This is a genomic window from Collinsella sp. AF05-9 (assembly GCF_003465595.1).
Taxonomy (GTDB): domain Bacteria; phylum Actinomycetota; class Coriobacteriia; order Coriobacteriales; family Coriobacteriaceae; genus Collinsella.
In genome coordinates, this window is record NZ_QSBB01000013.1 from 23,668 (window position 1) to 49,940 (window position 26,273).

The window sequence follows — 26,273 nt, forward strand, 5'->3', positions numbered from 1 at the left end:
CTGCTTCGCGCTCCTCTCCAAACGTTGGTATCATTGCTCAATCAAAGTGATACCAATAAACGTGAGGTCGCCGCGTGATGATCAGAAAAACCCTCGATACCGACATTCCCGCCGTCATGGCTATCTATGACGCGGCCCGCGCCTTTATGCGCGCGCATGGCAACGCCACGCAGTGGCCCGAGGGCACGCCTTCGGCCGAGCAGCTGGCTGCCGATATCGCCGCTGGTGGCAGTTACGTGTGCGAAGTCGACGGCCGCGTGGTGGCGACGTTTGCCTTTTTACCGGGTCCGGACGAGTGCTATGACGTGATTGAGGACGGTCAATGGCGCAGCGACACTCCGTATGCCGTGCTGCATCGCGTGGCATCCGACGGCACCGTGCACGGTATCGCGGCGGCGATGTTTGCCTTTGCCAAGGAATGCGCCGACCATCTGCGTATTGACACGCACGAGGACAACTTGCCCATGCAGGGCGCCATCGCCAAGGCGGGGTTCGAGCGTGTCGGTATCGTCTATGTGTCCGACGGCACGGCGCGTGTCGCGTTTGATTGGCTGCGCGAGGCGTAGGAGCCAAGGCACGTATCATCACCCAGCTCAAATAAAAAATGGCCCCGAGTGGGGCCATTTTTGGTAAAACGCGTCGTTGTGGGACTCGCATTGTTACCGCCCCAGATGAACCCGGGCAGACAAAAAGGGGAGGTGCCGGCTTTCGCAAGGCGCGAACCTACGAAAATCGCCGCGCGGCAACGCGGGGCGATGAGCTCGGTCGGGGGATAGGGCCCGCTTCGCCCACCGGCCCGTAAATTGTATCATCCAGTGTGGAGCGTGAACGCCCGTTGCCGCGTGCGATGGGCTTGCAATAAGAGGAGAGCCATGTCGAAGCAAGCGGTCGTTGGAATCTTGGCGCATGTCGATGCCGGCAAGACCACGTTGGCCGAGGCCATGCTGTTCAACGCGGGCCGCATTCGCAAGCGTGGCCGCGTGGACGATGGCGATTCGCATCTGGACACTAACACGATCGAGCGCGAGCGCGGCATCACGATTTTCTCGTCGCAGGCCGTGCTCGACCACGGCGATACCCACGTCATGCTCGTGGATGCTCCCGGCCATGTCGATTTTTCTGCCGAGGCGGAGCGCACACTGCGTGCCCTGGACTACGCGATTCTGGTGGTGGGCGCCAACGATGGCGTGCAGGGGCACACCGAAACCCTGTGGTGCCTGCTTGCACGCTATGACATCCCGACGTTCATCTTCATCAACAAGATCGATTTGGAGAATCCCGGCCGCGATGTTTTGCTGGCACAACTTGGGCAGCGTCTTTCCGAAGGCCGTCTGGATGCCAACGAACTGTTGGCGGGCGGTGCCGTTCAGGAGGACGCTGCTGCGTTGGACGAGGCGGCGCTCGAGGAGTTTTTTGAAGCGGGTGAGCTTTCTGTCGTAACGCTGTCGCGCATGGTTGCCGAGCGCAAGCTCTTTCCCTGCTTTGCCGGCTCGGCGCTCAAGGACCAAGGCGTGGACGAGCTGTTGGATGGCATGTGCGCGCTGATGCGTGAACAGGCGTGGCTCCCGGAGTTTGCCGCGCGCGTCTATCGTGTCAGCCGCGGAGATCGCGGCGAGCGTTTGGCTTGGGTTAAAGTGACCGGTGGCACGCTGCGCGCCAAGCAGATGATTGACGGACGTTCCGGTGCCGGGGCATGGGAGCAGAAGGTCGATCAAGTACGCATCTATAACGGCGAGAAGTATGAGCTTGCGCAAGAAGTTGCTGCTGGCGGTATTTGTGCCGTGACGGGTCTTGCGCACGTTCGCCCAGGGGACGCCCTGGGCGCGGAGCCCGCGGGCGATGCGCCCGTCATTGCGCCGGTCCTTACCTATACGGTGCTTCCGGGCGAACACGACGTCCATGCGGTGTTCAAAGCGCTGAGTGAGTTGGCGGATGAAGATCCCATGCTCGGCGTAAGCTGGAATACGCATCTAGAGCAGATTCATTTGCAGCTGATGGGCGCCGTGCAACTCGAGGTCGTGCAGCGGGTGTTGGCCGATCGTTTTGGCCTTGCGGTCGAGTTTGAGCCCGGCGGCATTCTCTATAAGGAGACTATTTCGCGGCCGGTCGAGGGCGTGGGCCACTTTGAGCCGCTGCGCCACTATGCCGAGGTGCATCTGCGCCTGGAGCCGTTGCCGGCGGGTTCGGGTGTGCAGTTTGGCACCGTGACCTCGACCGACGAGCTCGATCCTAACTGGCAGCGTTTGGCACTCACCAACGCTATGGAGCGCGACCACCTGGGCGTGCTGACGGGCTCGCCCATCACCGATGTGCGCATTACGCTCACGGGCGGCCGCGCGCATGCCAAACACACCGAGGGCGGCGATTTTCGCCAGGCCACGTATCGCGCGATTCGCCAGGGTTTGATGCAGGCGCGCGAGGTCGGCGCAGACGTGTTGCTGGAGCCGTGGTACCACTTTGAGCTCGAGGTGCCGGGGGAGTGCGTGGGCCGGGCGTTGTCAGATGTCACACGCATGGGTGCCGAGTACGAGCCGCCGACGATGGCGGGAGACCGAGCGAAGCTTGTGGGTCGCGTGCCGGCATCCGAGGTGCAGGATTACGCGCTGGAGGTGGCTGCCTACACGAGCGGGCGCGGTCATCTGTACCTGGAGTTCGCCGGTTATGCGGCTTGCCATGATGCCGAGCGCGTAATCGAGACGGCCGCCTATGAGCCCGAGGCCGATCTGCCCAACACGCCCGACTCGGTCTTTTGCTCTCATGGCGCCGGCTACACGGTCAAATGGTATGACGTGCCCGCCGCAGCGCACGTAAAGATCGATCCCGCCACCTTCCGTCCCTGGCGAGCAGCAGACGCCGAGTTTTTCGGCCACATGTGACAAAGGGACAGCCCCTTTGTCACATGCTATTGGTATAACTCAGTATAAGTTGGTATAACTGTTACCAGGGTTTGCCAATCCGAGGAGGCCGATATGAATCCAAACCCCTTTAAGCCCACAGCTGGTAAGCGGCCTCCGATACTCATCGGTCGCGAGTCGGTCATCGAAGATTTTGAGGAAGGGCTCGACAACGGCGCCGGAGCGCCGGGCAGGCTCATGCTCATTACGGGAAACCGCGGCTGTGGCAAAACGGTTCTCCTGCGGGAGCTGCAACGTCTAGCCAGCGAGCGCGGATGGGCGGTTGTCTCCGATTCCGCTTCGCTTGGTTTGTGCGACCGCTTGGCCGACGCGCTTCGCTCGAATAAACCCGTTGTGACGTCAATGGAGTTTGGGCCGTCGTTTGGCCGGATGTCGGTCGAGGCGGCGCGGGCAAAAGGCGAGACATTGCGAGGGCTGGTCAACGAGCGTCTCAAGAAGCTCGGTCCGGGCAAGGGCGTCTTGTTTGCGATTGACGAGGCACAATCGGTGTCTATCGAGGAACTGGCGGCTCTTGCCGTCCTCTATCAGCAGGTGCTCGGAGACCAGGATGCCACGGGCTTGCCCGATAGCGACCAGCGCGGTCTTGCGCTGGCGTTCGCCGGCTTGCCCAGTATGGTTGACGATCTGCTCGAAGAGCCGAGCGTGACGTTTTTGCGGCGTGCCCAGCAGCGTACGTTGGGGGCAATATCTTTGCCCAAAGTGCGCGATTCGTATATCCAGACGGTCAAAGACGCTGGTCTTTACGTTGACGCGGAGACGGCGGACCTTGCGGCGCGCAAGAGCATGGGGCATCCCTATATGGTTCAGCTGGTGGGCTATTACATGTGGCGGTCTGCTGTCCGGCGTGGCTCGCAAGTCATCGAAAGGCGCGATGTCGAGAATGGCCATGCGGATGCCGTCTCCGAGTTCTACGAAGCGGTTGACGCACCTCTGTATTACGGTCTGCGCAGCCCTCAGCGCCTCTTTATCGAGGCTATGGCGGTTGACGAGGACAAGCCGACGCGCACGGCGGATATCATTGAGCGCTGCGACCGTACCCAGAGCTGGGCGAGTAAATATCGCGCAAGCCTGATTCGCGAGCGCGTCATCGAGGCCGCCGGATACGGCCTTGTGCGGTTTACCGTGCCCATGCTGGGCGAGTATATCCGCGACCGCGTTTTATGGCATGAGTAGGGTGATAAAGGTGACGGAACAGAAGATGAGCCCGCAGGCTATCGAGGTGCGCGGTGCACGTGTCCACAATCTCAAGGACATCGATATCGATATTCCGCTGGGGAGGCTCGTGGGCATTGCCGGCGTGTCGGGCTCGGGCAAGAGCTCGCTGGCGCTGGGAGTTCTTTATGCCGAGGGCTCGCGCCGTTACCTGGAGGCGCTCAGCACCTATACTCGACGTCGCCTGACGCAGGCCGAGCACGCCCAGGTGGACGAGGTATTGCACGTACCGGCGGCACTCGCGTTGCATCAGCGTCCCAGTGTGCCAGGCGTGCGCTCGACCTTTGGTACCATGACCGAGCTCAACAACAGTCTGCGTTTGCTCTTTAGCCGCTGTGCCCATCACGTGTGCCCACATTGCGGGGCGCGTGTGGAGCCGAGCCTTAACGTGGCTGCGGGCCTGTCGCTCACGTGCCCCGCATGCGGCCGCGAGTTCTACGCGCCGAGTGCCGAGGACCTTGCCTTTAACAGCGGCGGTGCGTGCCCTACCTGCGGCGGCACTGGTGTCATGCGCGAGGTGGACGAAGCGAGCCTGGTGCCCGACGAGTCAAAGACCATCAACGAAGGCGCGGTGCTTCCCTGGGGTACGCTCATGTGGGATCTGATGAAGCAGGTAGCCGGCGAGATGGGCGTGCGCACCGACGTGCCGTTTAACCAGCTCACGCCTCAAGAGCGCGACATCGTGTTCCACGGTCCGGCGGTTAAAAAGCACATTCTCTACGTTCCCAAAAACGGCGAGGGCGCCACGCCGCTCGATTTTACCTATTACAACGCTGTCTATACCGTCGAGAATGCGCTCGCCAAGGTTAAGGACGACAAGGGCCTCAAGCGCGTGGCGCGCTTTTTGCGCGAGGGGCCATGCCGTGACTGTGGCGGCACGCGTCTCTCCGAGGCCGCACGCCATCCCCAGGTGCGCGGTATCAATCTGGCGCAGGCCGCGGCTATGACGCTGGGTGAGGCGATTGAGTGGGTGCGCGGGGTGCCCGCATCCTTGCCGGCCGAGATGCAGCCCATGGCGACGGATATCTGCGATTCGTTTTTGAGCACGGCCCGTCGACTGGTCGATCTGGGCCTCGATTACCTTTCACTCGACCGCGCCGGTGCCACGCTCTCCACGGGCGAGCGTCAGCGCGTGCAGCTCGCCCGCGTGGTGCGTAACCGATCGACGGGCGTGCTGTATGTGCTGGACGAGCCTTCGATCGGCTTGCATCCTGCCAATGTCGACGGCTTGGTGGGCGTGATGCGCGATCTGGTGGTCGACGGCAATACCGTGGTTGTTGTCGACCACGACACGCGCGTGCTGGCAGAAGCCGACTATCTGGTCGAGATGGGCCCCGTTGCGGGAGCAGGCGGCGGCCATGTAATCGCCGCCGGTACGGTATGTGAGGTCGAGCAATCGCAGGGCAGCCGCATCGCGCCGTTCTTGCGCTCGGACCCCAAGCGTCTGCGCCCGCAGGTGGCTGACGACGAAATGTTCGACCTAGGCCATATCCACATGGCGACCGATGCCATCCATACCGTCAAACCGCTCGAAGTCGATATCCCGCGCGGCCGCCTTGTCGCGGTGACGGGCGTTTCGGGTTCGGGCAAGACGACGTTGGTGCTCGAGACGCTCATCCCGGCGCTCAAGGCACAGGCAGCCGGTGAGCGCCTGCCAAGGCACGTGCGTTGGGTCGATGCCGAGGGCATCGCGCGCGCCAACCTGATTGACGCCACGCCCATCGGCGCCAACGTACGCTCGACGGTAGCGACCTATGCCGACATCCATGATGAGCTGCGCCGCGCCTTCGCCCGTACGCCCGAGGCCAAGGCGGCAGGATATAAAGCGGGTGCCTTTAGCTACAACACTGGCGCTTTGCGCTGCCCTACGTGCGATGGCACGGGCTCGATATCGCTCGACGTGCAGTTTTTGCCCGATGTCGAGATCGTCTGCCCTGCATGCCACGGCTCGCGTTATGCAGACGCGGCCTCGCATATTCATCGCGAGGGCAAGGACGGCAGCCTGCTTACGTTGCCGCAGCTCATGGATATGAGCGTGGATGAGGCCCTCGACGCGACCGTCGGACTCAAGAAGGTTCAGGTGCGTTTACAGACCTTGCACGACCTGGGCTTGGGTTATCTCACGCTTGGTGAGCCCACGCCGGCGCTTTCGGGCGGCGAGGCGCAGCGCCTTAAGCTTGCGAGCGAGATGGGCCGCGTGCAGGACGATGCCGTATTCGTATTCGACGAGCCCACGATTGGCCTGCATCCGCTCGATGTTCAGGTGTTGCTGAGTGTGTTTGATGGCCTTGTTGCCAAGGGCGCCACGGTTATCGTGATCGAGCACGACCTCGACCTTATCCGTAACGCCGATTACGTGATCGACATGGGCCCGGGCGGCGGCGACGCAGGCGGACAAATCGTCTGTGTCGGCACGCCGGGCGACATCGCTGCCTGCTCCGCAAGCATCACCGGCCGCTACCTCTAACCGAATGTGACAAAGGGACTGTCCCTTTGTCACATTGATGCCTATTTCACGCATTGAGCGGCGAGATAGTCGCGGAAGAACGGTAATTCAAAAGCGACGATACCGCGCCCGCGTTCCCCAATAATGCCTGCGTCTATCATGCGGCGTCGGTAGCGGGAGACCTGTTGCGGCGAACGCTTAAGGCGCCCGACAAGGTCGGCGGTGGTGGACTCTTCCTCGTCATCGAGCATGGCGATGAGGAATCGCTTGTCCTCTGCAGTGAGTTCCCGATAGGTCGCCGCGAGGATCCGGTCGTCCATTTCGTCGCGTGCGATTTTGATTCCCTGGTCAAAGTCGCGAGACGATATTTCTCTCGAGTTGCTCGTGAGATCCCAGGCGCGGTAACCCACAAGCTGCAAAAGGAAGGGAAAGCCCGAAATCGAGCGAACGGCCTTATCGATTCCCTCGGCATCCGCCAAACGGTCGTTTTCCTGGATCGTTCGGATCAAGGCCTCGCGTACATCGTAGTCGGCGATACGCCCCAGATGATATTGCTGGGCGCGACGAAGGAACGAGACCGTCTTGTGGTTCAGCAACGTCGAGACGTTGTTAGGAAGTCCCGCCATGAGTAGGGCGACGCGTTTCCCATCGGTCACAAAGTGCTGATACGTGGCTGCGAGCTGGATCATCTCGTCGAGCGTCGGGTCGACCTCATCAACCGTGACGAGCAGACCGGTGCCCGTTTCGTTGAGCTGGTCGATGATGTCGCTCATGCGATAACGCCAAGTCGAGGCATCGTGAACGCGATTGACCTCGATACTGCCGAATGGTGCAATTCCGAGACCGGTGACTTCGAAGTTGTTAGACGGGTCGATGAGATGGCCTGCAGCACGTTTCGCCCCGAACTCGATTTCCTCAAGCATTCCCGAGAGCGCGGTCGTCTTTACGGCTATCCAGCCGTGGGATTCTGCCCTTGTCGCGAGCGACGACATGAGAGCGGTTTTACCGGTTCCACGCGCACCTGAGAAGATCGAGGTCAATTCCGGGCGTCTACGCTGGCTCAAGAAGGCACGGTCCAAATCCCGAATAATCTGTTGTCTGCCGGCGAGATGGGCAGGAACCTCACCAAAACTGGGGGTAAACGGGTTCTCGAGATATTCCACAAGGCTCTCCTTTCACATCGCCGTTTAACTCCATTTTATTCTAGTTAATTCTGGTTAAAAGCGACGGCTCGTTATTTGGTGCATCAATGTGACAAAGGGACAGTCCCTTTGTCACATGCCAGGAAAGCCTGTCTGGCGCAGGGCTTCGTAGAGGACGATGGCGGCGCTGTTGGAGAGGTTGAGTGCACTAATGCGGTAGTCGGCCGGGTCGATAAAGTTGCCGCAGATATCCTGCCGAAGGATGGCTTCGTGGCTGTCCTTGGTATGCCCGAGCGCCTCCTCGTGGGCCTCCCAGACTTCGGCGTTATCGAGCGAATCACAGTCGCGCAGCATGGGAATGCGCTCGCAGCATGCGGGCGCCGCGGCAAGCAGCGGCTCGGGAATCCCCGAGCTCTCGCTGCCAAAGACCAGATAGTCACCGTCGCGGTAGGTGCTTTGCGCATAGGTGCGGCGCGCCTTTTTGGTCAGCAGGTGCAGGCGCTCGTCGGCGGGGGAGAGGTCGTTGCGCGCAAGGAAATCCTCCCAGCCGGCATAGGTGGTCACGTCCAAGTTTTGCCAGTAGCCCAGGCCGGCGCGACGCACCGTCTTGTCGTCGAGCGAAAAGCCCAGCGGCTCTACCAGGTGCAAATGGGCACCGGTGACCACGCAGGTGCGGCCGATATTACCCGTATTGGCCGGAATCTCGGGTGCATACAGCACGATATTGAACATGAATCTCCTTGGCATAGAACGAAAAACCACCACGAAGGGGACAGGCACCTTCGTGGTGGTTTGGCGGTTACGTGGGCGGAAAATGCCCGCTTCGATAACCTAGGCGCGGTGCCAGTCGGTCAGGCAGGCATCGAGGGAGGCGATGAGCGCATCCTTGTCCATGTGACGGCCGATGATGCACAGGCTCGTCATGCGGTCGCCCGTCTCGTCGTCCCAAATCTGCATGATCTCGGGGTTCTCGTCGATAATCTTCTGCTTCTCGCCCTCGGGCGCAGAATCGACAAACAGACCGTTCTCCATCAGGCGCATCTGGTGGCCGGCCTGCTCAAACATGTAGCACATGTCCGGATTGCCGGTCTGCCACAGCGGGCCCTTGACGCGGATGACCTCGTCGGGCCACTCCTGCTCAACAAAATCGGTGAACTTCTGCAGGTCAAACGGCTTGCGGCGCGAGTACACAAAGGTCTCGATGTCGTACTCGAGCACCTCGGGGTCGTCGTGCTCCTCGGGATGCTCCATGGCCTCGATCCAAGCGGCGGAGTTGTAGGCGCGCATAAAGTCGAAGCGGTCGGTGTCGAGCAGCTCCTCCATGGGGACCTCGCCGTTTTGGGCTTCGACAATCACGGCGTCCTTCTGTAGGCTGCGCACAATGGCCTTGAGCTCGGCAATCTGCTCAGGCGTGACGGTATCGGTCTTGTTGAGGATCAGCGTGGAGCAAAATTCGATCTGCTGGATGAGCAGGCTCTCGATGTCATCCTCGTCAATGTCCTCGGCCAGCAGGTCGCGACCGCCGTTGAACTCGTCGTACATGCGGGCGCAGTCGACCACGGCCACGATGTTGTCGAGCGCGAGCTTGGGCTCGCCGCCCACCTTGGCCTCGTCGCAGAAGCTCGAGATGGTGTAGGCGATGGGGATAGGCTCGCAAATACCCGAGGCCTCGATGATGATGTAGTCGAACTTGCCCGAATCGGCGATGCCCTGCAGCTGGTTGGCCAGGTCGTCCGAAAGCGTGCAGCAGATGCAGCCGTTGGTGAGCGGGATAAGGTCGTCGGTCTCGGAAAGGCCGCCGTCGGCGATGAGGCTGGCGTCGACGTTGATCTCGCCGATATCGTTGACGATCACGGCGGCGCGGATGCCGCCGTCGTTGGCGAGGATGTGGTTGAGCAGCGTGGTCTTGCCGGCACCGAGGTATCCGGTAAGCATGATGATCTTCACGGGTTTGTTGGGCATGTGCCCTCCTTTGTTAGACATGGCTTACAGTTGAATCATATGCCAAACGCCTGCTCTTATACCCACGCGCCGGCAAATAACACAGGCTACTCCCAGGCTCCCCATACATCGGGGCAATAACCGACGGTGGCCTTTTTGCCGTTGCGCACGATGGGTTCGGCCAAGACCTGCTGGTTTTCGAGCAGCTTGTCGAAGCGCTGGCTAGGGGTGAGGTGCTGGATGAGCGCGAGCGTCTCCTCGTCCTTAGCCTTGGGGTTGAGCAACTTGTCGATACCGCCGACCGCCTGCATCACGCTCGTGAGCTCGCCCTTGCTCATCTCCTTTTCTTTAAGGTCGATAAACTGCACCTTAATGCGGCGCTCCTTAAAATAGCGCTGCGCCTTCTTGGTATCGAAGGACTTTTTGGTACCGAAGATCTGCACGTTCATTGTTTGGTTCCGCCGTTCTACCTGATGAAGTTGGTCCTAGCGCGATCGGCCTGGGGCGCTTCGATGCCGGCGGACTTTCCCGCCTCGATGCAACGCAGCAGCCAGGCCATGTTTTTGCCGATGTTTCGCATGGTGGCAAGGCCTTCGGCGTCCTGGGCGGCCTCGCCCGGCATGGCGCCAAAGACGTTGTTCCAGTAGGTGGATGCCACCACGGGCATCTGGTTGATGGTGAAGTACTTGTTGAGCACATCGAAGGTGGTCGACGTGCCACCGCGACGGGCAACGGCGACAGCGGCGCCCGGCTTGTGCGCAAAGGCCTTGCTGCCTGCATAGAATGCGCGGTCGAGTGCCGAGAGGATGCGTCCGCTGGGATGTGCGTAGTAGACGGGCGAGCCAAAGACAAAGCCGTCGGCCTGTTCGGCGGCAGCGATCAGCTCGTTGACCACGTCGTCGTCAAAGGTACAGCGACCGCCAAGCTTGCCGCACTGGCCGCAACCGATGCAATCGCGAATGGGCTTGGCGTCCAGTTGAAACGTCTCGGTATCGATGCCCTCGGCCCTAAGTTGCTCGGCGACCTCGGCGAGTGCGCGGGCGGTGTTGCCGTTTGCCTTGGGGCTGCCATTGACCAAAAGAACCTTCATCACAAACTCCCTCTGCTGTCGGTGACTTCTGCGGAGGATTATCGCACGAGAGGGCAGATGGCGCGGGGCGCGATGCGAAACGGCTTGTGTTTCACATCGCGCCCTACGTCGCTAGTCCAGCTTGGTGCCCGGTACCTGCGGCGCCTCTTTAATCAGCGCATTGAGTTCGTTCAAAATGGAAACGGGCTGTCGGTCGACGGCGTCCAGATGAAGCGTCGCCACGCGAAGGGGCGGCTGATATTCAAATGAGCCAAGGAGCACGGGAGAGCCCAGGAACCGCTCGATTTCCTCTGCGATCGCGTCGATCTCTTCGGGATCGAATTCGTCGAAAAGCGCCACGAACATCGGTCCCGTCGAACGGAACAGACGACCCTTGCCGCGCGAACAATCCATGAGGCAGGCGGCGCTTTCCGCCAAAACGCGATCGCCCGCATCAAAGCCAAAGCGGGCATTGACCTGAGCGATATCGTCGATTTTAATGGCGACCATGCTCGCCTTGCGCGCCACGCGACGAATCTCGCCAATGGCGTTGACCAGGGCGTGAATATCGCCCAGACCGGTCACGGAATCGGTCGTATCTGCCAGGCTTCGGTTGATGATAATGCCCACGTACATGTTAGGCTCGGTATCGGTGCCGTCCAAGCGGTAGCCCGTGCAGTCGCAAAGCGCGTACGCTCCGGTAGCATCCATCACGCGATACTGCATGTAATGGAAGTGCCACGCGCCGTTTACCACCATATCGAGCTCGCTGCGCACGTTGTCGCGGTCTTCGGGGTGAACGCGGGCAAGCCACATATCGAGTGAGTTGTAGGGATGCTGGGAGGGTAGGTCGAAATCGCGCACGGCATTAATCGACCATTGCGATTCGCCGGTATCGAGGTTAAGGATAAACGGATAGCGTGTCTCGGAGCTCATGGAGATCGCCTGGAACACGCGGTCGTTGCAAGGAAGTTGATCGGCAATCGGCCGCATCGGCGCGTTGTCTTCTTTCGGTTGCTGCACGCGGTGCATGAGCTTGTAGCGATACATTTTGCGATCGGCATCCATCGTCATCTGGCGACGCGTATCGCCTGCAAGCGGGTCGACGTGCGAGCAGCCAAAACTAAAACTGGCGATCATGGGCGCCTTGCCGTCCGATGTTGCCTCGACAAGATCGGTGCGTGTCCGCTCCAAGCGCTGCTCGAGCTCGGCTTCGCCTGTCGTGGGGGACACGAGTACAAATTCATCTCCACCGATACGGAACAGCATTTCATCGTGCTCCATGGTCTCGGTGAGCGCACGACAGATGCCCAGAATATAGCGGTTGCCCTCGGCGTGGCCAAACTTATCGTTGCAGTGCTTGAGGTGATCGATGTCAATATAGGCGCAGGTGAAGGGGGCGCCTTTGCGCCAGAGCTGATTGACATGGCGGTCGAGTCCACCGCGGTTGCCAAGATTGGTGAGCGAATCGATATAGGCGCTACGTTCGAGCAGCTGGCGTTCTTGTTGCAAGACGGCGAGCGTTTTCTGCAGTTGCTCGCCGACGGCGCGCAACTCCGTGGGCAGCGCGTCAACGTCGAGCTCGGCGGTTGAGGCCCCGTTCGCAAGCCGCTGAAGATGGGCAATGATTGACTGCTCGCCCATGCGATACGACTCGTTCATGATGGATAACCTCCTTGGGTGACAGGATGCTCCGTATCATATCCCCAATTCGGTTTGAATTGGGGATATGAGTTAGCCAATGGGGACAAATGCTCCCCTAGACGGTGGTGTTTTGCGCGCGAGCGTATCAGTTGTTATTGCCACCATCGAACAATGCCTCAAAATCCTTCGCCGGCATGGGGCGGTAGTAGAGGAAGCCCTGAGCGTAGCGGGCGCCCATCTGTCGTAGCATGTTCGCCTGCTCATTTGTCTCGACGCCTTCGACCACGACGGGCAGATGGAGCGACTGCGCCATCTCGAGCATAGACGACACGATCTGGGAGCTCCGGTTGTCGGTTTTCCCATCAGGCAAAAAGGTGCGGTCGAGCTTGATAACATCGACGTTGACGTTCTTGAGCATCGCGAGCGTGGACTGGCCGGTGCCAAAATCGTCCATATAGGTCGAGAAGCCGCGGGTGTGCAGGTCGGCTGTCAGTTTGTCCACGGCTTCGGACTCCCCCGTATAAGCCGTCTCGGTGATCTCGATACGCATGAGCTCGGGCGGTAGGTTGTATTGGGCGGCGAGCGCCCCCATATGTTCGGCAACGTCGCAGGCAAGGATATCCACGCGCGACACATTAAGCGAGACCGGAACCACGCGAAGTCCTCGATCGATGCGCTTGCGCAGCCACGAGGCGACACCCTGCCAAATGTACTTGTCGAGAGTCACCACAAAGCCGCTTTCCTCGAGCGCCGGGATAAAGGACGCGGGCGGAATTAACGATCCATCTTTGTCGATCCAGCGTGTGAGCGCCTCGGCGCCAATGATCTCGCCGGTTTCCATATCAACCAGTGGCTGCAGGTAGTAGGTGATGCGGTCGTTTGAGAGCGCATACTGGAACTCGGTGAGGGTGCGGTGAAACGCAACCTCGCGCTTGTATTCCTCGGGGCGAAAGACGGCAATGCGATCCTTAAAGTCGTTTTTCGCGCGCCGATTGGTAAACATGGCCTTGGCCTGTGCATCGATGGTGATTTCCTCGTTGGAGTCGATGGGGTAGACACCCATGGACGGCCAGAAACCTACGCCGTTATCATGCTTGGCCACGGCCTCGCGAACGCGGTTATAGATTTTATGGACGGTGTCGTGCTCAAAGGGGATGAGTACGCAAAAGTCATCTTGGCCCCAGTACCCTGCGACGCCCATGTCGGCATTCTCGATGTCCTTGAGGACCGTGCCCACATCGGCGAGCATGCGGTCGCCCTCGGCCTGTCCGTGCCATTCGTTGAACAGCCGCATGTGTCCCATGTCGACGGTAGTGATACACCAAGCGCCGTCGCGCCCTGTCCTCAGAAATGCGTTGGCACGCCGCATAAACTCGCTGGGTCGATAGAGGCCCGTGAGCGTATCGATGCGTTCGGCGACGGCGCTTTTGCGCTCAATCTCAGGTATGGGGAGGCTGTCGTTGGGAACAAGCCCACCGGCCGCACGAAGACGACGGTCGAGCTCGCCTAAAACGGCGGTCGCTTGATTGATTAAGCGCTCGTAAAAGGCCGGAACGACGAGGCAGACGGGGGTAATGGTATCGCCCGCGATTTGAACAGGAGCGAAAACGGCTTCTTTAAGATGATGGGTCAGTTGCTCGAATGCCTCGTGGCCCAACTCGTTGCTAAGCACGACGAACTGGGCGTTTCGTGAGCGGAAGACGCGACTCCTGCCGCGGGTGATCGACAACATGCGGCCTGCGTATTCGGCGAGCATGTTGTCGACAGCCTCGGCCCCATAGAGCTCGTTGAGCTTTGCCGTGCCGCGAACGCGGACCGCTATAAGCCCCGTCTCGCAACGGTCGCGACGGCAGGCATCGATAGCGTTGATCAGCATACGCTGCGTTCCGAGGCCCGTAGCGGCGTCGACGGTTTCGGCAAGCGAGTGGTTGACGAGCTCGCCGACATAGAGCGAGGGGGTATTTCCGTCGCCGTCGATACGAAACCCGCGAGCGCGGCAAAGGACGTAGTCGCCCGCGGCATTGCGTACGCGGTATTGCATGACGCGACGGTGCTTGGAGCCGTTATAGATCTGGTCGATATCGTCGCTATAGGCCTCGAGGTCATCGGGATGGACGCGCGTTTTCCAGTAATCGTGGCAGTTGTCTATATGCTCCGAAGGAAGGCCAAGGTCGCGCATAGCGCCTTGTGACCAAAGGGTGCGATGTTTGTCCAGGTTCTCGATAAAGAAATAGCGGCCTTCGTTGAGCATCGAAAGGGCGTCGAAAATGCGATCGCTTACTTCGAAATCGTCGGCGTGGACTTGCGTGATATTGCGTCGATCAAGGTGCACGGCATGGCGCAGCTTGTAGTCGTACATGCGATGGTCGGCATCGAGCGTCATGCGATTGGAGGCTTCGCCCAGGGCGGGGTCGGCGTGTGACACTCCGTAGCTAAACGAGTGAGGCATCTCGGAATCGTTATTTTTGAGCAGGACCTCTCGACAGTGCTCCAGACGTTCGGCAAGGTCATCCTCGGTCGCGATTGTGGACAGGATGGCAAACTCGTCGCCTCCCAGGCGAAATGCCGCCTCGTCCACCTTCATATACAGCTTGAGATAGAGGCTCACCTGCAAGATATAGCGGTTGCCCTCGTCGTGTCCAAAGATGTCGTTGCAGTGCTTAAGGTTATCGATGTCGATAAACGCCATGGTTACGGGCAATTCCTGCTCCCAGATTTCCTCGAGGGAACGGGTAAAGCCGCCGCGGTTGCCAAGACCGGTGAGCTCGTCGGTAAAGGCAGTCCTGATCAGATCGTCCTGACGCTCGAGAAGGTCACGGATGGTCTTTTCGAGCGTCTCGGTGTAATTGCTGGCGATATCCATGCTGTAAGCGGCTTCCTGAGGTCGGGGTGTATTGCGTCGGGCGAGCTCGTTGTACACACGCGTTGCTGCTCAACGCTTTGCGTGTATCCAGGCCCCCGCCTTGCTGCGTCGCTGGTTTAATATGTCGGTCCGTGTTCGCTGCTGATAACTATTGAGTAGTATAAACAACAATAGAGGATTGTATATGGGTGCCCCTGCCGCGGGCGGCTATTATTCGCCAATCGGTAGCGTGACGATGCGATGCTCGATATAAATGCGACTGAGTCGATATATGTTGGCGGGTATACTTGTTCCGCTTTAAAACACGGGAACGGAGATGGTCGCATGGCACAGCCAGACACGACGCGCACGGTGGGGCTTGCGCTCGAGGGAGGCGGCTACCGCGGTATGTATACGGCGGGCGTGCTCGACGTATGGATGGAGCACGGCTTAACCTGCGACCATATGGTGGGTGTCTCGGCGGGCGCGGCGTTTGGCTACAACTTTAAATCGCGCCAGATTGGCCGCGCCATTCGCTACAACAAGGCCTATTGCGCCGACAAGCGCTATGCGAGCGTGACGAGTTGGTTGCGAACCGGCGATATGTTCAATGCCGAGTTTGCCTATCATGAGGTACCCATCGAGCGCGATCCCATCGATCTGGAGGCATATCGCGCCTGCCCCATGCGGTTTACGTGCGTATGTACCGATCTTAAGACGGGGCAGGCCGTCTACCATGACCTGCCCTATGGCGACGAGCGCGATATCGAGTGGATCCGTGCGTCGTCGGCGATTCCCGTGGCGACGCGTCCTGTTGCCATCGAGGGTCGTAAGTACTTGGATGGCGGTGTTGCCGATTCCATTCCCAGCGCTTGGCTGTTTGCGCAGGGTTATGACCGCAACGTGGTGGTGCTGACGCAGCCGGCGGGCTTTGTAAAGCAGCCCAATAGCGTGATGCCTATGCTGCGTCGCGTGTATCGTCACTATCCGGAGTTTGTTGCGGCGCTTGAGCGTCGGCACGAGGTCTACAATGCCACGCTCGATGACCTGGCGCGTCGCGAAGCCGCTGGCGAGATCTTTGTGGTGCGGCCGAGCGAATCGGTGAAGGTGCCGTCGCTGTGCCGCGAGCCCGATGAACTCGAGCGCATCTACCAGATCGGCCGTCGCGATGCGGAGGCGACGTTGCCCGCGCTGGAAGCGTATCTGGCGGGGTAGGGACTACGCCGGAAACTGCATCCCGTAATCAGCGTTCAGACTGGGACGCAGTTTCCCGCTGGTCCTCTATGCGGAAAGCGCATCCCAGAATGGACGTCCAAACTGGGATGCGCTTTCCGCTATTGAAGATATGGGACTGCGGAGCAACTGCTCGGTCTAGGCTTATGCCTGCTGCCAGGTGTCGACGAGCTCCTTAGCTGCGGCGTGGGGGTCGTCGGCACTGCAGACGGCGCTCACCACGAAAAAGCCGTCGACGCCGGCTGCCTTGAGCTGCGGCAGGTCGGCTTTCTTGACGCCGCCGCCCACCACGATGGGCACGGGGCTTGCTGCATGGAGGGCAGCCAGGTCCTCAAAGCTCTTGGTGATGATGGAGCCATCTGCCGCACGTCCGCAGTCGCGCTTGGTTTCGGTCTCGTGGAGCGGGCCTACGCCCAGGTAATCGACCAGGCTCATGTCGGCGGTCTTGACGTACTCGAGCATCTCCTCGCAGCGGGCCGAAAGACCCACGATGGCATCGGGGCCCAAAAGTTTGCGGCAGACCTCGACGGGGATGTCGCTCTGGCCCACGTGCACGCCGTCGACGGCAATACCCTGCTCGCGTGCGGCAAGTACGCAGTCAAGGCGGTCGTCGATCAGCAGTGCGACCTGCCCGGTTTTGCCGGCCTGGGCGATGGCCTGCGCGGCATCGCCCGTCAGTGCGATGATCTCGCGGGCGCTTGCCACCTTGGAGCGCACCTGGATGCAGGTAAAGCCGGCGTCGAGCGCCTGAGCCACCACATCGCCCACGGGTCGCCCGAGGGTGTTTTCGGGGCCGAGTACCAGATAGGCAGAGATATCAAGGTTGTCGCGGATGCTCATCGTGCTTCCTCCTGCTTTTTGATTTGCGCTTCCATGCGTTCGAGTTTGCCGGTCATGGTGTCGGTAAATCCGGGTCGAATATCGGCTTTGAGCACGACTTCGGTGCGGATGCCCTTGCTCGCCAACACAAAGGTTGCGTCGCGTACGACCTGCATGACCTCGTCCCAGTCGCCCTCGATCTCGGTGAACATCGAGGTGGTGCGGTTGGGAAGGCCGCTCTCGCGAATGACGCGCACGACCTCGGCGACCTCGGCAGATAGCTCGTCGCCGGTGCCGCACGGGGCGATGGCCACGGCGACGAGTGTGTTCATGCCGGCAATGGTTGCGGGCTCGGACATGGCTTATGCCTCCTCGAGCTCGAGTTGGTTATCGGCAATGTTCTGGGCGGTCGCGCGGTAGAGCTCGTCGATAAAGGCGACCTTAAAGCTTGCCGGGGCATCGGCGACGGCGGCGGCACGCGTGCCGGCAACGTTGTAGACGCCCGTGCCGCAGATGGCCGCCGTAAACGGGTCGGCGGCGCAGGCATACACGGCCAGCACGCCGCCCTGCGAGCAACCGCAGCCGGTGATTTTGGACATGAGCGGGCTGCCGCCGTGGGACTTGGCCACGGTCGTGCCGTCGGTAATCAGGTCGACTTCGCCCGAGACCACAACGGCGCCGCCGGTGTAGCGGGCGAGCGCCACGGCGGCGCCGCGGGCGGCGTCTACCGTGTCGGTGGTATCGACACCGCGCACGCGACTCAGATCGGCCGCTTCGCCCTCAAGGCCCCACAGGCCGGCGAGCGCGATAATCTCGGAGGCATTGCCGCGCACGATGGCGGGTTTGTACTGCTTGAGTTCGCCTACCAGTTGGGTGCGCAGGCTGCCGATGCCCAGGCCCACCGGATCGAGCACCCAGGGCTTGCCGGCGTCGTGTGCCGCCTTGGCCGCGCGGGGAATCGTCTGCTCGTAGATGGGGAAGAGTGTGCCCATGTTCAGATAGATGGCGCCGCCGCCGGCAACGAGCGCCTCGCCCTCGTCGGGCAGATAGACCATGGCGGCCGATCCGCCCACGGCGAGCTGCGCGTTGGCGACAAAGTCAATCGTCACCGTGTTGGTGATGGAGCCCGCCATCGGATTGGTGGCGCGAATCTTCTCCACTGCCTTGACCACGTTTTGCTTGAGCTGTTTCGAATCGATCACTGCACATGCCTCCTTGGCATAGAAAAGGGGCGCTGTGCATAGACAGCGCCCCTAAAAAGGCGGCATGCTCCCTACGCCAGCATTAACTGACAGGTTCAAAGGATTGGGCCCCATGCCCTCTCAGCCTTGTGGTTTGCACCGCCGGCACTCCCGCATCGAATCTGTTGTTTCCTATACTAGCGCACCTGCCAAAAAGGGACAGGTTTATTTTGGCAGGTAACAACTGGGGCTTTGCGTTTTCCCAGATAAAACCTGCCAATATAAACCTGTCTCTTTTTGGCAGGTCGGTACAATAGACGGGATTAAGAATGACCGAGGGGGCCTTATGATTAAACTTGTGCTGACCGATATGGACGATACGCTGATTCCGGCCGGGCGCGACGGCGCCAGCGATTATGCCATCGAGGGCATTCATGCCATGCAGGCGGCGGGCCTGCACTTTGGCCCGGTTTCGGGCCGTCAACCGTCCGCGATGGGCTGGATGTTCCGCAATCGCGCCGAGTGCTTCTCGACCGGCGCGTTCTGCAACGGCCAGGTCATGTTTGTGGACGGCGAGGTGGTAGCCTCGCATGCGACTGACAACGCCGCCCTTATGCGCTTGACTGACTACTTGGAGCAAGAGACCGACGATACGTATCTGAAGGTCTACGGCCTGGGTGATGACTTTTGGGGCAACGATGCCTATTGTGTGACGAGCGACCCCGAGCGCGTGCGCCGCGCCATGGAGTCGGGCGGCAACGCATGGCTCAAGGGCGAAGAGGCCCCGTGCCGTCCTGTCGTCGATGACGCACCGGTGTTCAAGGCGAATATCTGGAGTGCTCGTTCGCGTGAGGAGCTCGCGGAGCTACGCGAGTGCGTTGCCGCCGAGGTGCCGGAACTCTCGCTCGTGTTTCCCAACAATCGTGTGCGCCTGTTCGACATTCTTCCAGCAGGTTGGGACAAGGGTTGCGCCGCGCTGGAGCTGGCGCGCGCTTTGGACCTGACGTCCGACGAGGTGGCCGTATTTGGCGATTCCGATAACGACCTGCCCATGATCGGTGCCGTCCCCAACTCCGTTGCGGTCGCCAATGCCAACGAGGCCGTCACGGTTGCTGCGCGCTGGCATATCGGCGCTGCGGCAGACGATGCGGTTGCCGGGGCTCTGCATCAGATTGCCGCCTGCGCCGCGACGGGGGAGATGCCGTCGTTTATGCGCCTGCCGGGTACTGCCGACGCGAATCTCACGAACAGCTAAGGAGACAGCCATGAAGCTCCAGCAGCTCAGATATGTCGTCAAAGTTGCCGAATGCGGCAGCATCACCGAGGCCTCGCGCCGGCTCTTTGTGTCGCAGCCTTCGATTACCGCATCGATCCGCGATCTCGAAAACGAGATGGGTGTGCACATCTTTGAGCGCACCAACAAGGGCGTCATTGTGTCCGAGGAAGGCGAGACCTTCTTGGGCTACGCGCGCCAGGTGCTCGACCAGGCCGACCTGCTCGAGGGCAAGTACAAGGGCGCGTCCGAGCAGGTGCCGCACTTTAGTGTGAGCTGCCAGCATTATTCCTTTGCCGTTAATGCGTTTGTCGACGTGATCCGTGAATTCGATGCCGCGCGCTATGACTTTACCCTGCGCGAGGAACAGACTCACGAGATTATCGAGGACGTCGCGCATATGAAAAGCGAACTGGGCATCCTGTATCTGTCGGAGCATAACCGCGAGGTTATCGAGCGCATGCTGGCGGCCAACGAGCTCGTGTTCGAAGGGCTCTTCTGCGCCACGCCGCACGTTTTTGTGTGTGCCGACCACCCGTTGGCTGACCGCTCCAGTGTGACGCTCGAAGACCTCGAGGACTACCCATTCTTGTCCTATGAGCAGGGCAGCTATAACTCGTTTTACTATTCCGAGGAGCTGACCTCGACCTTTGAGCGCCGCAAGAATATCCGCGTGCGCGACCGTGCGACGCTGTTCAACCTGGCCATGGGACTCAACGGCTACACGGTGTGTTCGGGCGTGATCAGCCACGAACTTAACGGTCCCGGCATCATTTCGATTCCGCTCGATGTAGACGAGTACATGGAGATCGGCATCATCACGCGCAAAAATACGACGCTCACGCGCTACGGCCAAGCCTATATCGACGCGATCCGTCAGCATATCTAGGCTGCTGTGCTCCGCGCGGGTCAAATTTCTTTACGGCAGTCCAGACTGATATAGGAACTATCTATATCAAACTGTTGTAAACGTATATTTTACGATGGCCATATGAGCGCTCATACTCTGTCCCAGTAAAGCAACCAATGCAAAGGGAGATATCTATGAGCACTTCAATTCAACCGAACGCGCCGTTTCGCGCTGATATCGTCGGCAGCTTTCTTCGTCCGCAGGCCGTAAAGGATGCCCGCGCTGCCTATGCGGCAGGCACGCTTGATGCCGAGGGGCTTAAGGCCGTCGAGGACGAGGCCATTCGCGATTTGGTGGCAAAGCAGAAGGCCGCCGGCCTGCAAGTTATCACCGATGGCGAGTTCCGCCGCAGCTACTGGCACCTCGATTTTATGTGGGGCCTCAACGGCATTGAGCGCCGCACCTCGCGTACAGGCTATATGTTCCACGATGAGGAGACTACCGCCGACACCGCCGTGGTAACCGGTCCCATTGGCGGCAAGAATCATCCGTTCGTCGAGCATTTTAAGTTCGTCAAGGCGCTTGAGGGGGAGGGCCAGGTCGCACGGCAAACCATTCCGGCACCGATCCAGACGTTCTCCGAAGTCACGCTCGACCGTTGCGATGGCCAGCAGGAGAGTCTGCGCGCCGTCTACAAGACCGACGAAGAGCTCGCCGACGCCATCGCGGCGGCATACCGCACCGTGATTGCCGACCTGTATGCCGCAGGCTGCCGCAACATTCAATTTGATGACTGCACCTGGGGCATCTATTGCGATACCGACTTTGTGGCAAAGACTGGTATGAGCCCGGTCGACCTGCAAAAGGTGTCCGAGCTGGGCGTGGCGCTCAACAACGCCGCCATCGAGGGCAAGCCCGACGACCTGGTCATCAACACGCATGTGTGCCGTGGTAATTACCACTCCACCTATGCCTTCGAGGGCGGCTACGACCCCATCGCGCCGTATCTGTTCGCACACGAGAACGTCGATGCGTTCTACCTTGAGTTCGATACACCGCGCGCCGGTGGCTTTGAGCCGCTCAAGTACGTTGCCCCCGGCAAGAAGGTCGTGTTGGGCCTAGTGACCACCAAAGCCGCTGAGCTTGAGGATGAGGATGCCATCGTTGAGCGTATTCACGAGGCTGCAAAGTATGTTCCGCTCGAGAACCTGTATCTGTCTCCGCAGTGTGGCTTTGCCAGCTGCGAGATTGGCAACAAGCTGACCGAGGACGAGCAGTGGGCGAAGATCGCGCTGGTCAGGCGCATCGTCGAACGCGTTTGGAAATAGCGCTAGCGTTTGCAGGTGGCGGCGCGTGCGAGGCACTGCGTATCGCGTACAATGGTTCGGATCGTATCGTTCGGGCAGGTTATCCAATATGCCCGATCGCCCTTCCATTCGAAAGGACATCCATGTCCCAGTCTTCGACGCCCGCCGTCGCCGATGCCATCTACGATGCGTCATCGCTCGGCCGTCCGCGCATGTTTTTGCTCGGCCTGCAGCATCTGTTTGCCATGTTTGGCGCCACGGTGCTGGTGCCCGTGCTCACCGGCCTCTCGGTGTCGGCAACGCTTTTGTTTGCCGGCTTGGGCACGCTGCTGTTCCACTTCCTGTCGCGTGGTAAGGTGCCGGCATTTTTGGGCTCATCGTTTGCCTTTATTGCCGGTTATGCCGCGATTGCGCCCAACGGCGAGGCCGAGCTTTTGCCCTACGCCTGCCTGGGCGTTGCCTGCGCCGGTCTACTCTATCCGGTACTTGCGGCACTCTTCCGCGCGTTTGGCGCCAAGCGCGTCATGCGCTTCTTTCCGCCGGTAGTGACGGGCCCCATCGTCATTTCCATCGGCTTGATTCTGGCGAGCTCCGCTATTGCCAACTGCCAGACCAACTGGCTTGTGGCTGTTATTGCCGTTGCCGTTATCGTGATCTGCAACATTTGGGGTCGCGGCATGGTTAAGATCGTGCCGATCCTGCTGGGCGTCGTGGTGAGCTATACCGTTGCCGCCGCGTTGGGTGAGGTCGATTTTTCGGGCGTTGCCGCCGCGCCGTGGGTCGGTCTTCCCATCGTGTGGGACAACACCGTGTTTGCACTCTTTGGGCCGCAGTTCGACAGCGGCCTTGCCACGACCGCCATCATCACCATTATGCCGCTGGCCTTTGCGACCATGATCGAGCATATCGGTGATATCTCGGCTATCGGCTCCACTTGCGAGCGTAACTACATCGCCGATCCCGGCCTGCATCGCACGCTGCTCGGCGACGGCCTTGCCACGATCCTGGCTTCGCTCTTTGGCGCTCCGGCCAACACCACGTATGGTGAGAACACCGGCGTGCTTGCCCTGACGCGTGTGTTTGACCCGCGCGTGATTCGCATTGCCGCGTGCTGCGCCATCGTGCTTTCGTTCTGCCCCAAGTTCGCGGCTGTCATTGCGGCCATGCCGGCGTGTGTAATCGGCGGTGTGTCGCTCGTGCTCTATGGCATGATCAGCGCCGTGGGCGTTCGCAACCTCATCGAGAACCAGGTCGATTTCCAGAACAACCGCAACGTGCTGGTGGCTGCACTGGTACTCGTGCTTTCGCTCGGCATCGCGTACAGCACCGCCGGCGCCATCGCGCTGGAGTTGGGCGGCGTGACGATTTCGCTTTCCGGCCTTGCAGTGGGCTCGCTGGTGGGTATCGTGCTCAATGCGATTCTGCCGGGTAATGACTTTGAGTTTGATGTCTCGGAACTCGAAGGGTCTGCCGAATAGCAGCTGTGTCCAACTCAGTTAAAAAAGCCGGCCAAGCGTCCGATGCGCATGGCCGGCTTTTTAGTGCGCAAGAACCCAGTGGATGCCACGCGCCATGCGCAGGTCGGTTTGGGCAAAGTGGTTGCCGGGGTTGAGTTCCAGTGTTGTGAGGATGCCGCGCTCAACGAGCAACGTTTCCATTGCGCGCGTGTCGTCAAGTACGTGCCGCATCATGCGGTTGGGCGTCTTGGTTTCCTTTTTGCCGAGCGACAGGTAGACGGCGTCGGGCGTAACTGCCATCGCGTGCTCGTGAGCATAGTCGATAAAGCCAGGAAACCACAGGGACCCCGATGCGCTTGCGGCGCGGTCAAAGGCATCGGTTTGCCAGAGGGCCCAAAGCGAAAAGAGACCCGCCAGCGAATAACCGGCAATGCCACGCCAAGCAGGTGGCTGTGGGAGCGATAATTCGACCTTTGGGATTATCCGGTTCAGTAACTCATCAAGAAAACCGGCAGCTTGGCCGCCGAAAGGCTCGGCATCGCGCACGGTCCCGTCGCATTCCCAGGGACTCAGCTCGCGATTCCAATCGAGCCCGCCAATGGCGACAAGGGTGAACGGTGGACAGCCGAGCTCTCGGCAGCGTTCATAAACCTCCGTGCCGTCGCCCATGACCACGGGAAGATAGATGACTGGTGCGCTTTCGGCATGCTGTGCATGAACGGTTATCTGCTTTTGATGCGCTTCCATGACGGGCTTCTCTCGGCGTTGTGATATCGACGGCCCCCATTGTCGCACGCCGGCTCATGCAGGTTGGGCTAGACCAAAGACAATCTCGTGCATACCCTGCGGACGCATATGGAAAACGCCACCGCCGGAGGGGAGCTCGGCGGTGGCGTTGTTAAACGGTGCTGGGACTCGGAGCCTTCGCGGGAGCTGCCATGTGCGCAGAGGCGTCTAAGAGCGCTTGCGGCTCGCCATGGTGCCTGCGGCGATAGCGGCTGTTCCCGCAAGGACGGTTGCCACGATGGCCGCACCCGAGGTGTCGCCGGTTGCCGCGAGCACGCCGGTAGTCTTGGCTTTCGTGATTGAAGCCGCAACGGCCTTGGTCGGCTTTGAGCCCTCAGGCTTGGGGTTCTGCTTGGACTCCGCGGGCTTGCTTTCTGCGGGCTTGGTCTCGTCGGGCTTGGGGTCTTCCGGCTTGGCTGCCTCGGGAGATGCGATGACCATGCTCTTGGCGACAGCTTCGTTATAGGGGGAGTCGATCACAGCGTCGCCCGTGCCGATGGCTTGGCCTGCCTCGTAGATGCCGTCACGGAGCTTGCGATAGTCAATGACCTTGCCGCCTTCGGGCGTCTGGATGGCGGCGTTCTCAATCTTGATGGTGCCGATTGCCTTGCCGTCAGCGCTCATGGCACGGGCAAAGATTGCCGCTGTATCTCCTTCGGCCGTTACCTTGCTGCGGATGATCGAGATGACTGCGGGTGTGACGCCCTCGCTGGTCTGGGCGATGATGCCGATGTTCTCGCCTTGGGGCTCGGGGCTCGTCTCGCCATCTTGGTTTTCGCTGTAGGGGATGGGGCCGTCGCCGTTCTCGACATAGCGGGCTATGGCCTTGACAACGGAGTCGCTGATGTAGATGTGGCCACCCTCCTCGTTGGGTCGATCGCTTCTGGTGGAGAATGCAGCCGAAACCTCGCCTTCCGCAAACGCGTCCACGGTGGAGCCGTTCTTGACGACGATATCGTCTGGGTAGGTGAAGAGGGCAATGGCGCTACCGTATCTGCCTTTACTTGCGCGGACTGTCACGTTTGCATGATCGAGGGTGATGCCCTTGTGGGCATAGACGCCATATTCAACACCGTTTACGTTGAGGGAGGCGTTTGTGGCTGCGAGGCTGCCCTTGGCCTCGACGGCAGCGTCTTTCTCGGAGCTTGCCTTGACCTGGCTGCCGTCCGAGATGTTGATATTGCCGCCGCTCCAAAGGGCCTCACCATCAGCTGAGCTTGCCTCGACCGTCCCGCCACCCTTGATGGTGAGGTTCTTGTCGGTTCCAATACCCTTGTCCTCGGTAGTCCTGGCGGTGACGGCTCCGCTGTCGTCAATCGTGATATTACCGTTTGCCCTGATGCCATCCGATGCACCCGTGGCGTTGACGTTGCCCGAACCTTTGATAGCGAGATCACCCCCGGCATTTATGGCGTCAAACCCAGTGCTCGTGGCGTTGACGGATCCGGCTCCGTCGATGTTGATATTACCCGTGGAGAGGATAGCGTCCTCAGTAGATGTCACGCTGAGCGTGCTGCCCGCGTCGCCTTGGATATTGAGCTCGGCGTTCTCGTTAGTGCCATGAGAAACGTTGATGCCTTCGATCCATTCGGCAGTGACGATGTTGGTCCCCGAGTAATTCACGTTGAGCTTGCCTGCGGCCTGGATCTCGCCGCCGTTATAGTTGTTGAGCTTCAAGTCGTCGGCGCCGTCCCACGACCAGGTGCCGGTCTCGTCGCCCGCCGCAGTGCCGGCGTTGTATTTGGTTTCGCCGACCTTGACCCATTCCGCCGCGAGCGAGACGCTCGGCATGAGCAGCGAGCTCACCGTGAGCGCGCACACGGCGCCTACGACGATGCGGCGCGTCACGCGGCGCCAGCTGCCGTGCGCGAGTCCTATGCGACGGCGAACGTCGGGTTCGGCAACATGGGTTCCGGCGGTAGTGTCATTGCGTTTGGGGGTCGTGAACAAGGCTGCCATGGTTGCTCCCGTTCTCATAGGGCCTATACGGCTAGATTCAGCGTATCTGCTGGATGTTGCCGGCGGTAGTGCCGTTTGGAGGGCAAAATGGCCAAAATGGGGGAGAAATAGGCCGCACGCCGGCGCAGGGACCGGCGCTAAAAGAAAGGCTCTGTTAGACCACATTTGACACGATCGGCTGTTCGTCGAACCGGGAA

The 26,273-nt window shown here is 60.4% G+C and carries 21 protein-coding genes and 1 riboswitch; of the genes, 9 read left to right on the forward strand and 12 right to left on the reverse strand.

What is annotated here, in order from left to right:
* The first annotated feature begins 77 nt into the window (after nucleotides 1–77).
* The 4 genes from DWV43_RS05480 (at nucleotide 78) to DWV43_RS05495 (ending at nucleotide 6,594) form a co-directional block, all read left to right on the forward strand.
* Complete coding sequence (locus DWV43_RS05480; protein WP_117582849.1) at nucleotides 78–566, forward strand: GNAT family N-acetyltransferase; 489 nt, start codon at nucleotides 78–80, stop codon at nucleotides 564–566.
* Nucleotides 567–872: 306 nt separating this feature from the next.
* Complete coding sequence (locus DWV43_RS05485) at nucleotides 873–2,876, forward strand: translation factor GTPase family protein (RefSeq protein ID WP_117817270.1); 2,004 nt, start codon at nucleotides 873–875, stop codon at nucleotides 2,874–2,876.
* Nucleotides 2,877–2,969: 93 nt separating this feature from the next.
* Nucleotides 2,970–4,088: an AAA family ATPase gene (locus tag DWV43_RS05490; protein WP_089572898.1), complete on the forward strand. Its 1,119-nt coding sequence runs from the start codon at nucleotides 2,970–2,972 to the stop codon at nucleotides 4,086–4,088.
* A gap of 10 nt (nucleotides 4,089–4,098) precedes the next feature.
* Nucleotides 4,099–6,594 carry an excinuclease ABC subunit UvrA gene (locus tag DWV43_RS05495; protein ID WP_233502660.1) on the forward strand — a complete coding sequence of 832 codons (2,496 nt, stop codon included), beginning with the start codon at nucleotides 4,099–4,101 and terminating at the stop codon, nucleotides 6,592–6,594.
* Between the two features lie 41 nt (nucleotides 6,595–6,635).
* Here DWV43_RS05495 and DWV43_RS05500 read toward each other — a convergent pair whose 3' ends face one another.
* The 7 genes from DWV43_RS05500 to DWV43_RS05530 form a co-directional block, all read right to left on the reverse strand.
* Nucleotides 6,636–7,736 carry an ATP-binding protein gene (locus tag DWV43_RS05500; protein WP_117655631.1) on the reverse strand — a complete coding sequence of 367 codons (1,101 nt, stop codon included), beginning with the start codon at nucleotides 7,734–7,736 and terminating at the stop codon, nucleotides 6,636–6,638.
* Between the two features lie 111 nt (nucleotides 7,737–7,847).
* Complete coding sequence (locus tag DWV43_RS05505; RefSeq protein ID WP_117655632.1) at nucleotides 7,848–8,447, reverse strand: tRNA (cytidine(34)-2'-O)-methyltransferase; 600 nt, start codon at nucleotides 8,445–8,447, stop codon at nucleotides 7,848–7,850.
* A 99-nt stretch (nucleotides 8,448–8,546) separates the two neighbouring features.
* Complete coding sequence (locus DWV43_RS05510; protein WP_117655633.1) at nucleotides 8,547–9,677, reverse strand: GTP-binding protein; 1,131 nt, start codon at nucleotides 9,675–9,677, stop codon at nucleotides 8,547–8,549.
* An 86-nt stretch (nucleotides 9,678–9,763) separates the two neighbouring features.
* Complete coding sequence (locus tag DWV43_RS05515; RefSeq protein WP_055252194.1) at nucleotides 9,764–10,105, reverse strand: arsenate reductase family protein; 342 nt, start codon at nucleotides 10,103–10,105, stop codon at nucleotides 9,764–9,766.
* Nucleotides 10,106–10,122: 17 nt separating this feature from the next.
* Nucleotides 10,123–10,746: a flavodoxin family protein gene (locus tag DWV43_RS05520; protein WP_117655634.1), complete on the reverse strand. Its 624-nt coding sequence runs from the start codon at nucleotides 10,744–10,746 to the stop codon at nucleotides 10,123–10,125.
* A gap of 111 nt (nucleotides 10,747–10,857) precedes the next feature.
* On the reverse strand, nucleotides 10,858–12,387 hold the full coding sequence (locus DWV43_RS05525) for a diguanylate cyclase domain-containing protein (RefSeq protein ID WP_117817271.1): 1,530 nt from the start codon (nucleotides 12,385–12,387) through the stop codon (nucleotides 10,858–10,860).
* Between the two features lie 127 nt (nucleotides 12,388–12,514).
* Nucleotides 12,515–15,232, reverse strand: coding sequence for an EAL domain-containing protein (locus DWV43_RS05530; RefSeq protein WP_117817272.1), 2,718 nt, complete (start codon nucleotides 15,230–15,232; stop codon nucleotides 12,515–12,517).
* A 324-nt stretch (nucleotides 15,233–15,556) separates the two neighbouring features.
* Here DWV43_RS05530 and DWV43_RS05535 point away from each other — a divergent pair, with 324 nt between their 5' ends.
* Nucleotides 15,557–16,426 (forward strand): patatin family protein, encoded by an 870-nt coding sequence (locus DWV43_RS05535; protein ID WP_117817273.1) that lies wholly within the window; start codon nucleotides 15,557–15,559, stop codon nucleotides 16,424–16,426.
* A 162-nt stretch (nucleotides 16,427–16,588) separates the two neighbouring features.
* Here the strand turns inward: DWV43_RS05535 and DWV43_RS05540 are convergent, their stop codons facing one another.
* From DWV43_RS05540 to thiM, 3 genes are read right to left on the reverse strand one after another with little or no spacing between them, the layout of a single operon-like run.
* Nucleotides 16,589–17,284, reverse strand: coding sequence for a thiamine phosphate synthase (locus DWV43_RS05540; protein ID WP_117817274.1), 696 nt, complete (start codon nucleotides 17,282–17,284; stop codon nucleotides 16,589–16,591).
* The gene (locus DWV43_RS05545; protein ID WP_233539207.1) at nucleotides 17,281–17,622 is read right to left on the reverse strand and encodes a thiamine-binding protein; all 342 of its coding nucleotides are present in this window, start codon (nucleotides 17,620–17,622) and stop codon (nucleotides 17,281–17,283) included. Before DWV43_RS05545 ends, DWV43_RS05540 begins: the two co-directional genes overlap by 4 nt.
* 3 nt (nucleotides 17,623–17,625) lie before the next feature.
* Nucleotides 17,626–18,465, reverse strand: coding sequence for a hydroxyethylthiazole kinase (thiM, locus tag DWV43_RS05550; RefSeq protein WP_117778924.1), 840 nt, complete (start codon nucleotides 18,463–18,465; stop codon nucleotides 17,626–17,628).
* Between the two features lie 51 nt (nucleotides 18,466–18,516).
* Nucleotides 18,517–18,627, reverse strand: a riboswitch (TPP riboswitch).
* 163 nt (nucleotides 18,628–18,790) lie between these two features.
* On the opposite strand from thiM, the gene DWV43_RS05555 reads away from it, so the two are divergent.
* The 4 genes from DWV43_RS05555 (at nucleotide 18,791) to DWV43_RS05570 (ending at nucleotide 23,352) form a co-directional block, all read left to right on the forward strand.
* The gene (locus tag DWV43_RS05555; RefSeq protein ID WP_117817275.1) at nucleotides 18,791–19,699 is read left to right on the forward strand and encodes an HAD-IIB family hydrolase; all 909 of its coding nucleotides are present in this window, start codon (nucleotides 18,791–18,793) and stop codon (nucleotides 19,697–19,699) included.
* Nucleotides 19,700–19,709: 10 nt separating this feature from the next.
* Complete coding sequence (locus DWV43_RS05560; RefSeq protein WP_117817276.1) at nucleotides 19,710–20,606, forward strand: LysR family transcriptional regulator; 897 nt, start codon at nucleotides 19,710–19,712, stop codon at nucleotides 20,604–20,606.
* Between the two features lie 155 nt (nucleotides 20,607–20,761).
* Entirely contained in the window at nucleotides 20,762–21,895 is a 1,134-nt protein-coding gene (locus DWV43_RS05565) for a 5-methyltetrahydropteroyltriglutamate--homocysteine S-methyltransferase (protein WP_233539208.1), read from the forward strand.
* 122 nt (nucleotides 21,896–22,017) lie between these two features.
* Nucleotides 22,018–23,352: a uracil-xanthine permease family protein gene (locus DWV43_RS05570; RefSeq protein WP_117817278.1), complete on the forward strand. Its 1,335-nt coding sequence runs from the start codon at nucleotides 22,018–22,020 to the stop codon at nucleotides 23,350–23,352.
* Nucleotides 23,353–23,412: 60 nt separating this feature from the next.
* Here DWV43_RS05570 and DWV43_RS05575 read toward each other — a convergent pair whose 3' ends face one another.
* Together DWV43_RS05575 and DWV43_RS05580 are read right to left on the reverse strand one after the other, a co-directional pair.
* Nucleotides 23,413–24,078 carry an alpha/beta hydrolase gene (locus tag DWV43_RS05575; protein WP_117817279.1) on the reverse strand — a complete coding sequence of 222 codons (666 nt, stop codon included), beginning with the start codon at nucleotides 24,076–24,078 and terminating at the stop codon, nucleotides 23,413–23,415.
* Nucleotides 24,079–24,285: 207 nt separating this feature from the next.
* A complete protein-coding gene (locus DWV43_RS05580; RefSeq protein ID WP_158569832.1) occupies nucleotides 24,286–26,076 on the reverse strand; it encodes a carbohydrate-binding domain-containing protein in 1,791 nt (596 codons plus the stop codon).
* Nucleotides 26,077–26,273: the final 197 nt, after the last annotated feature.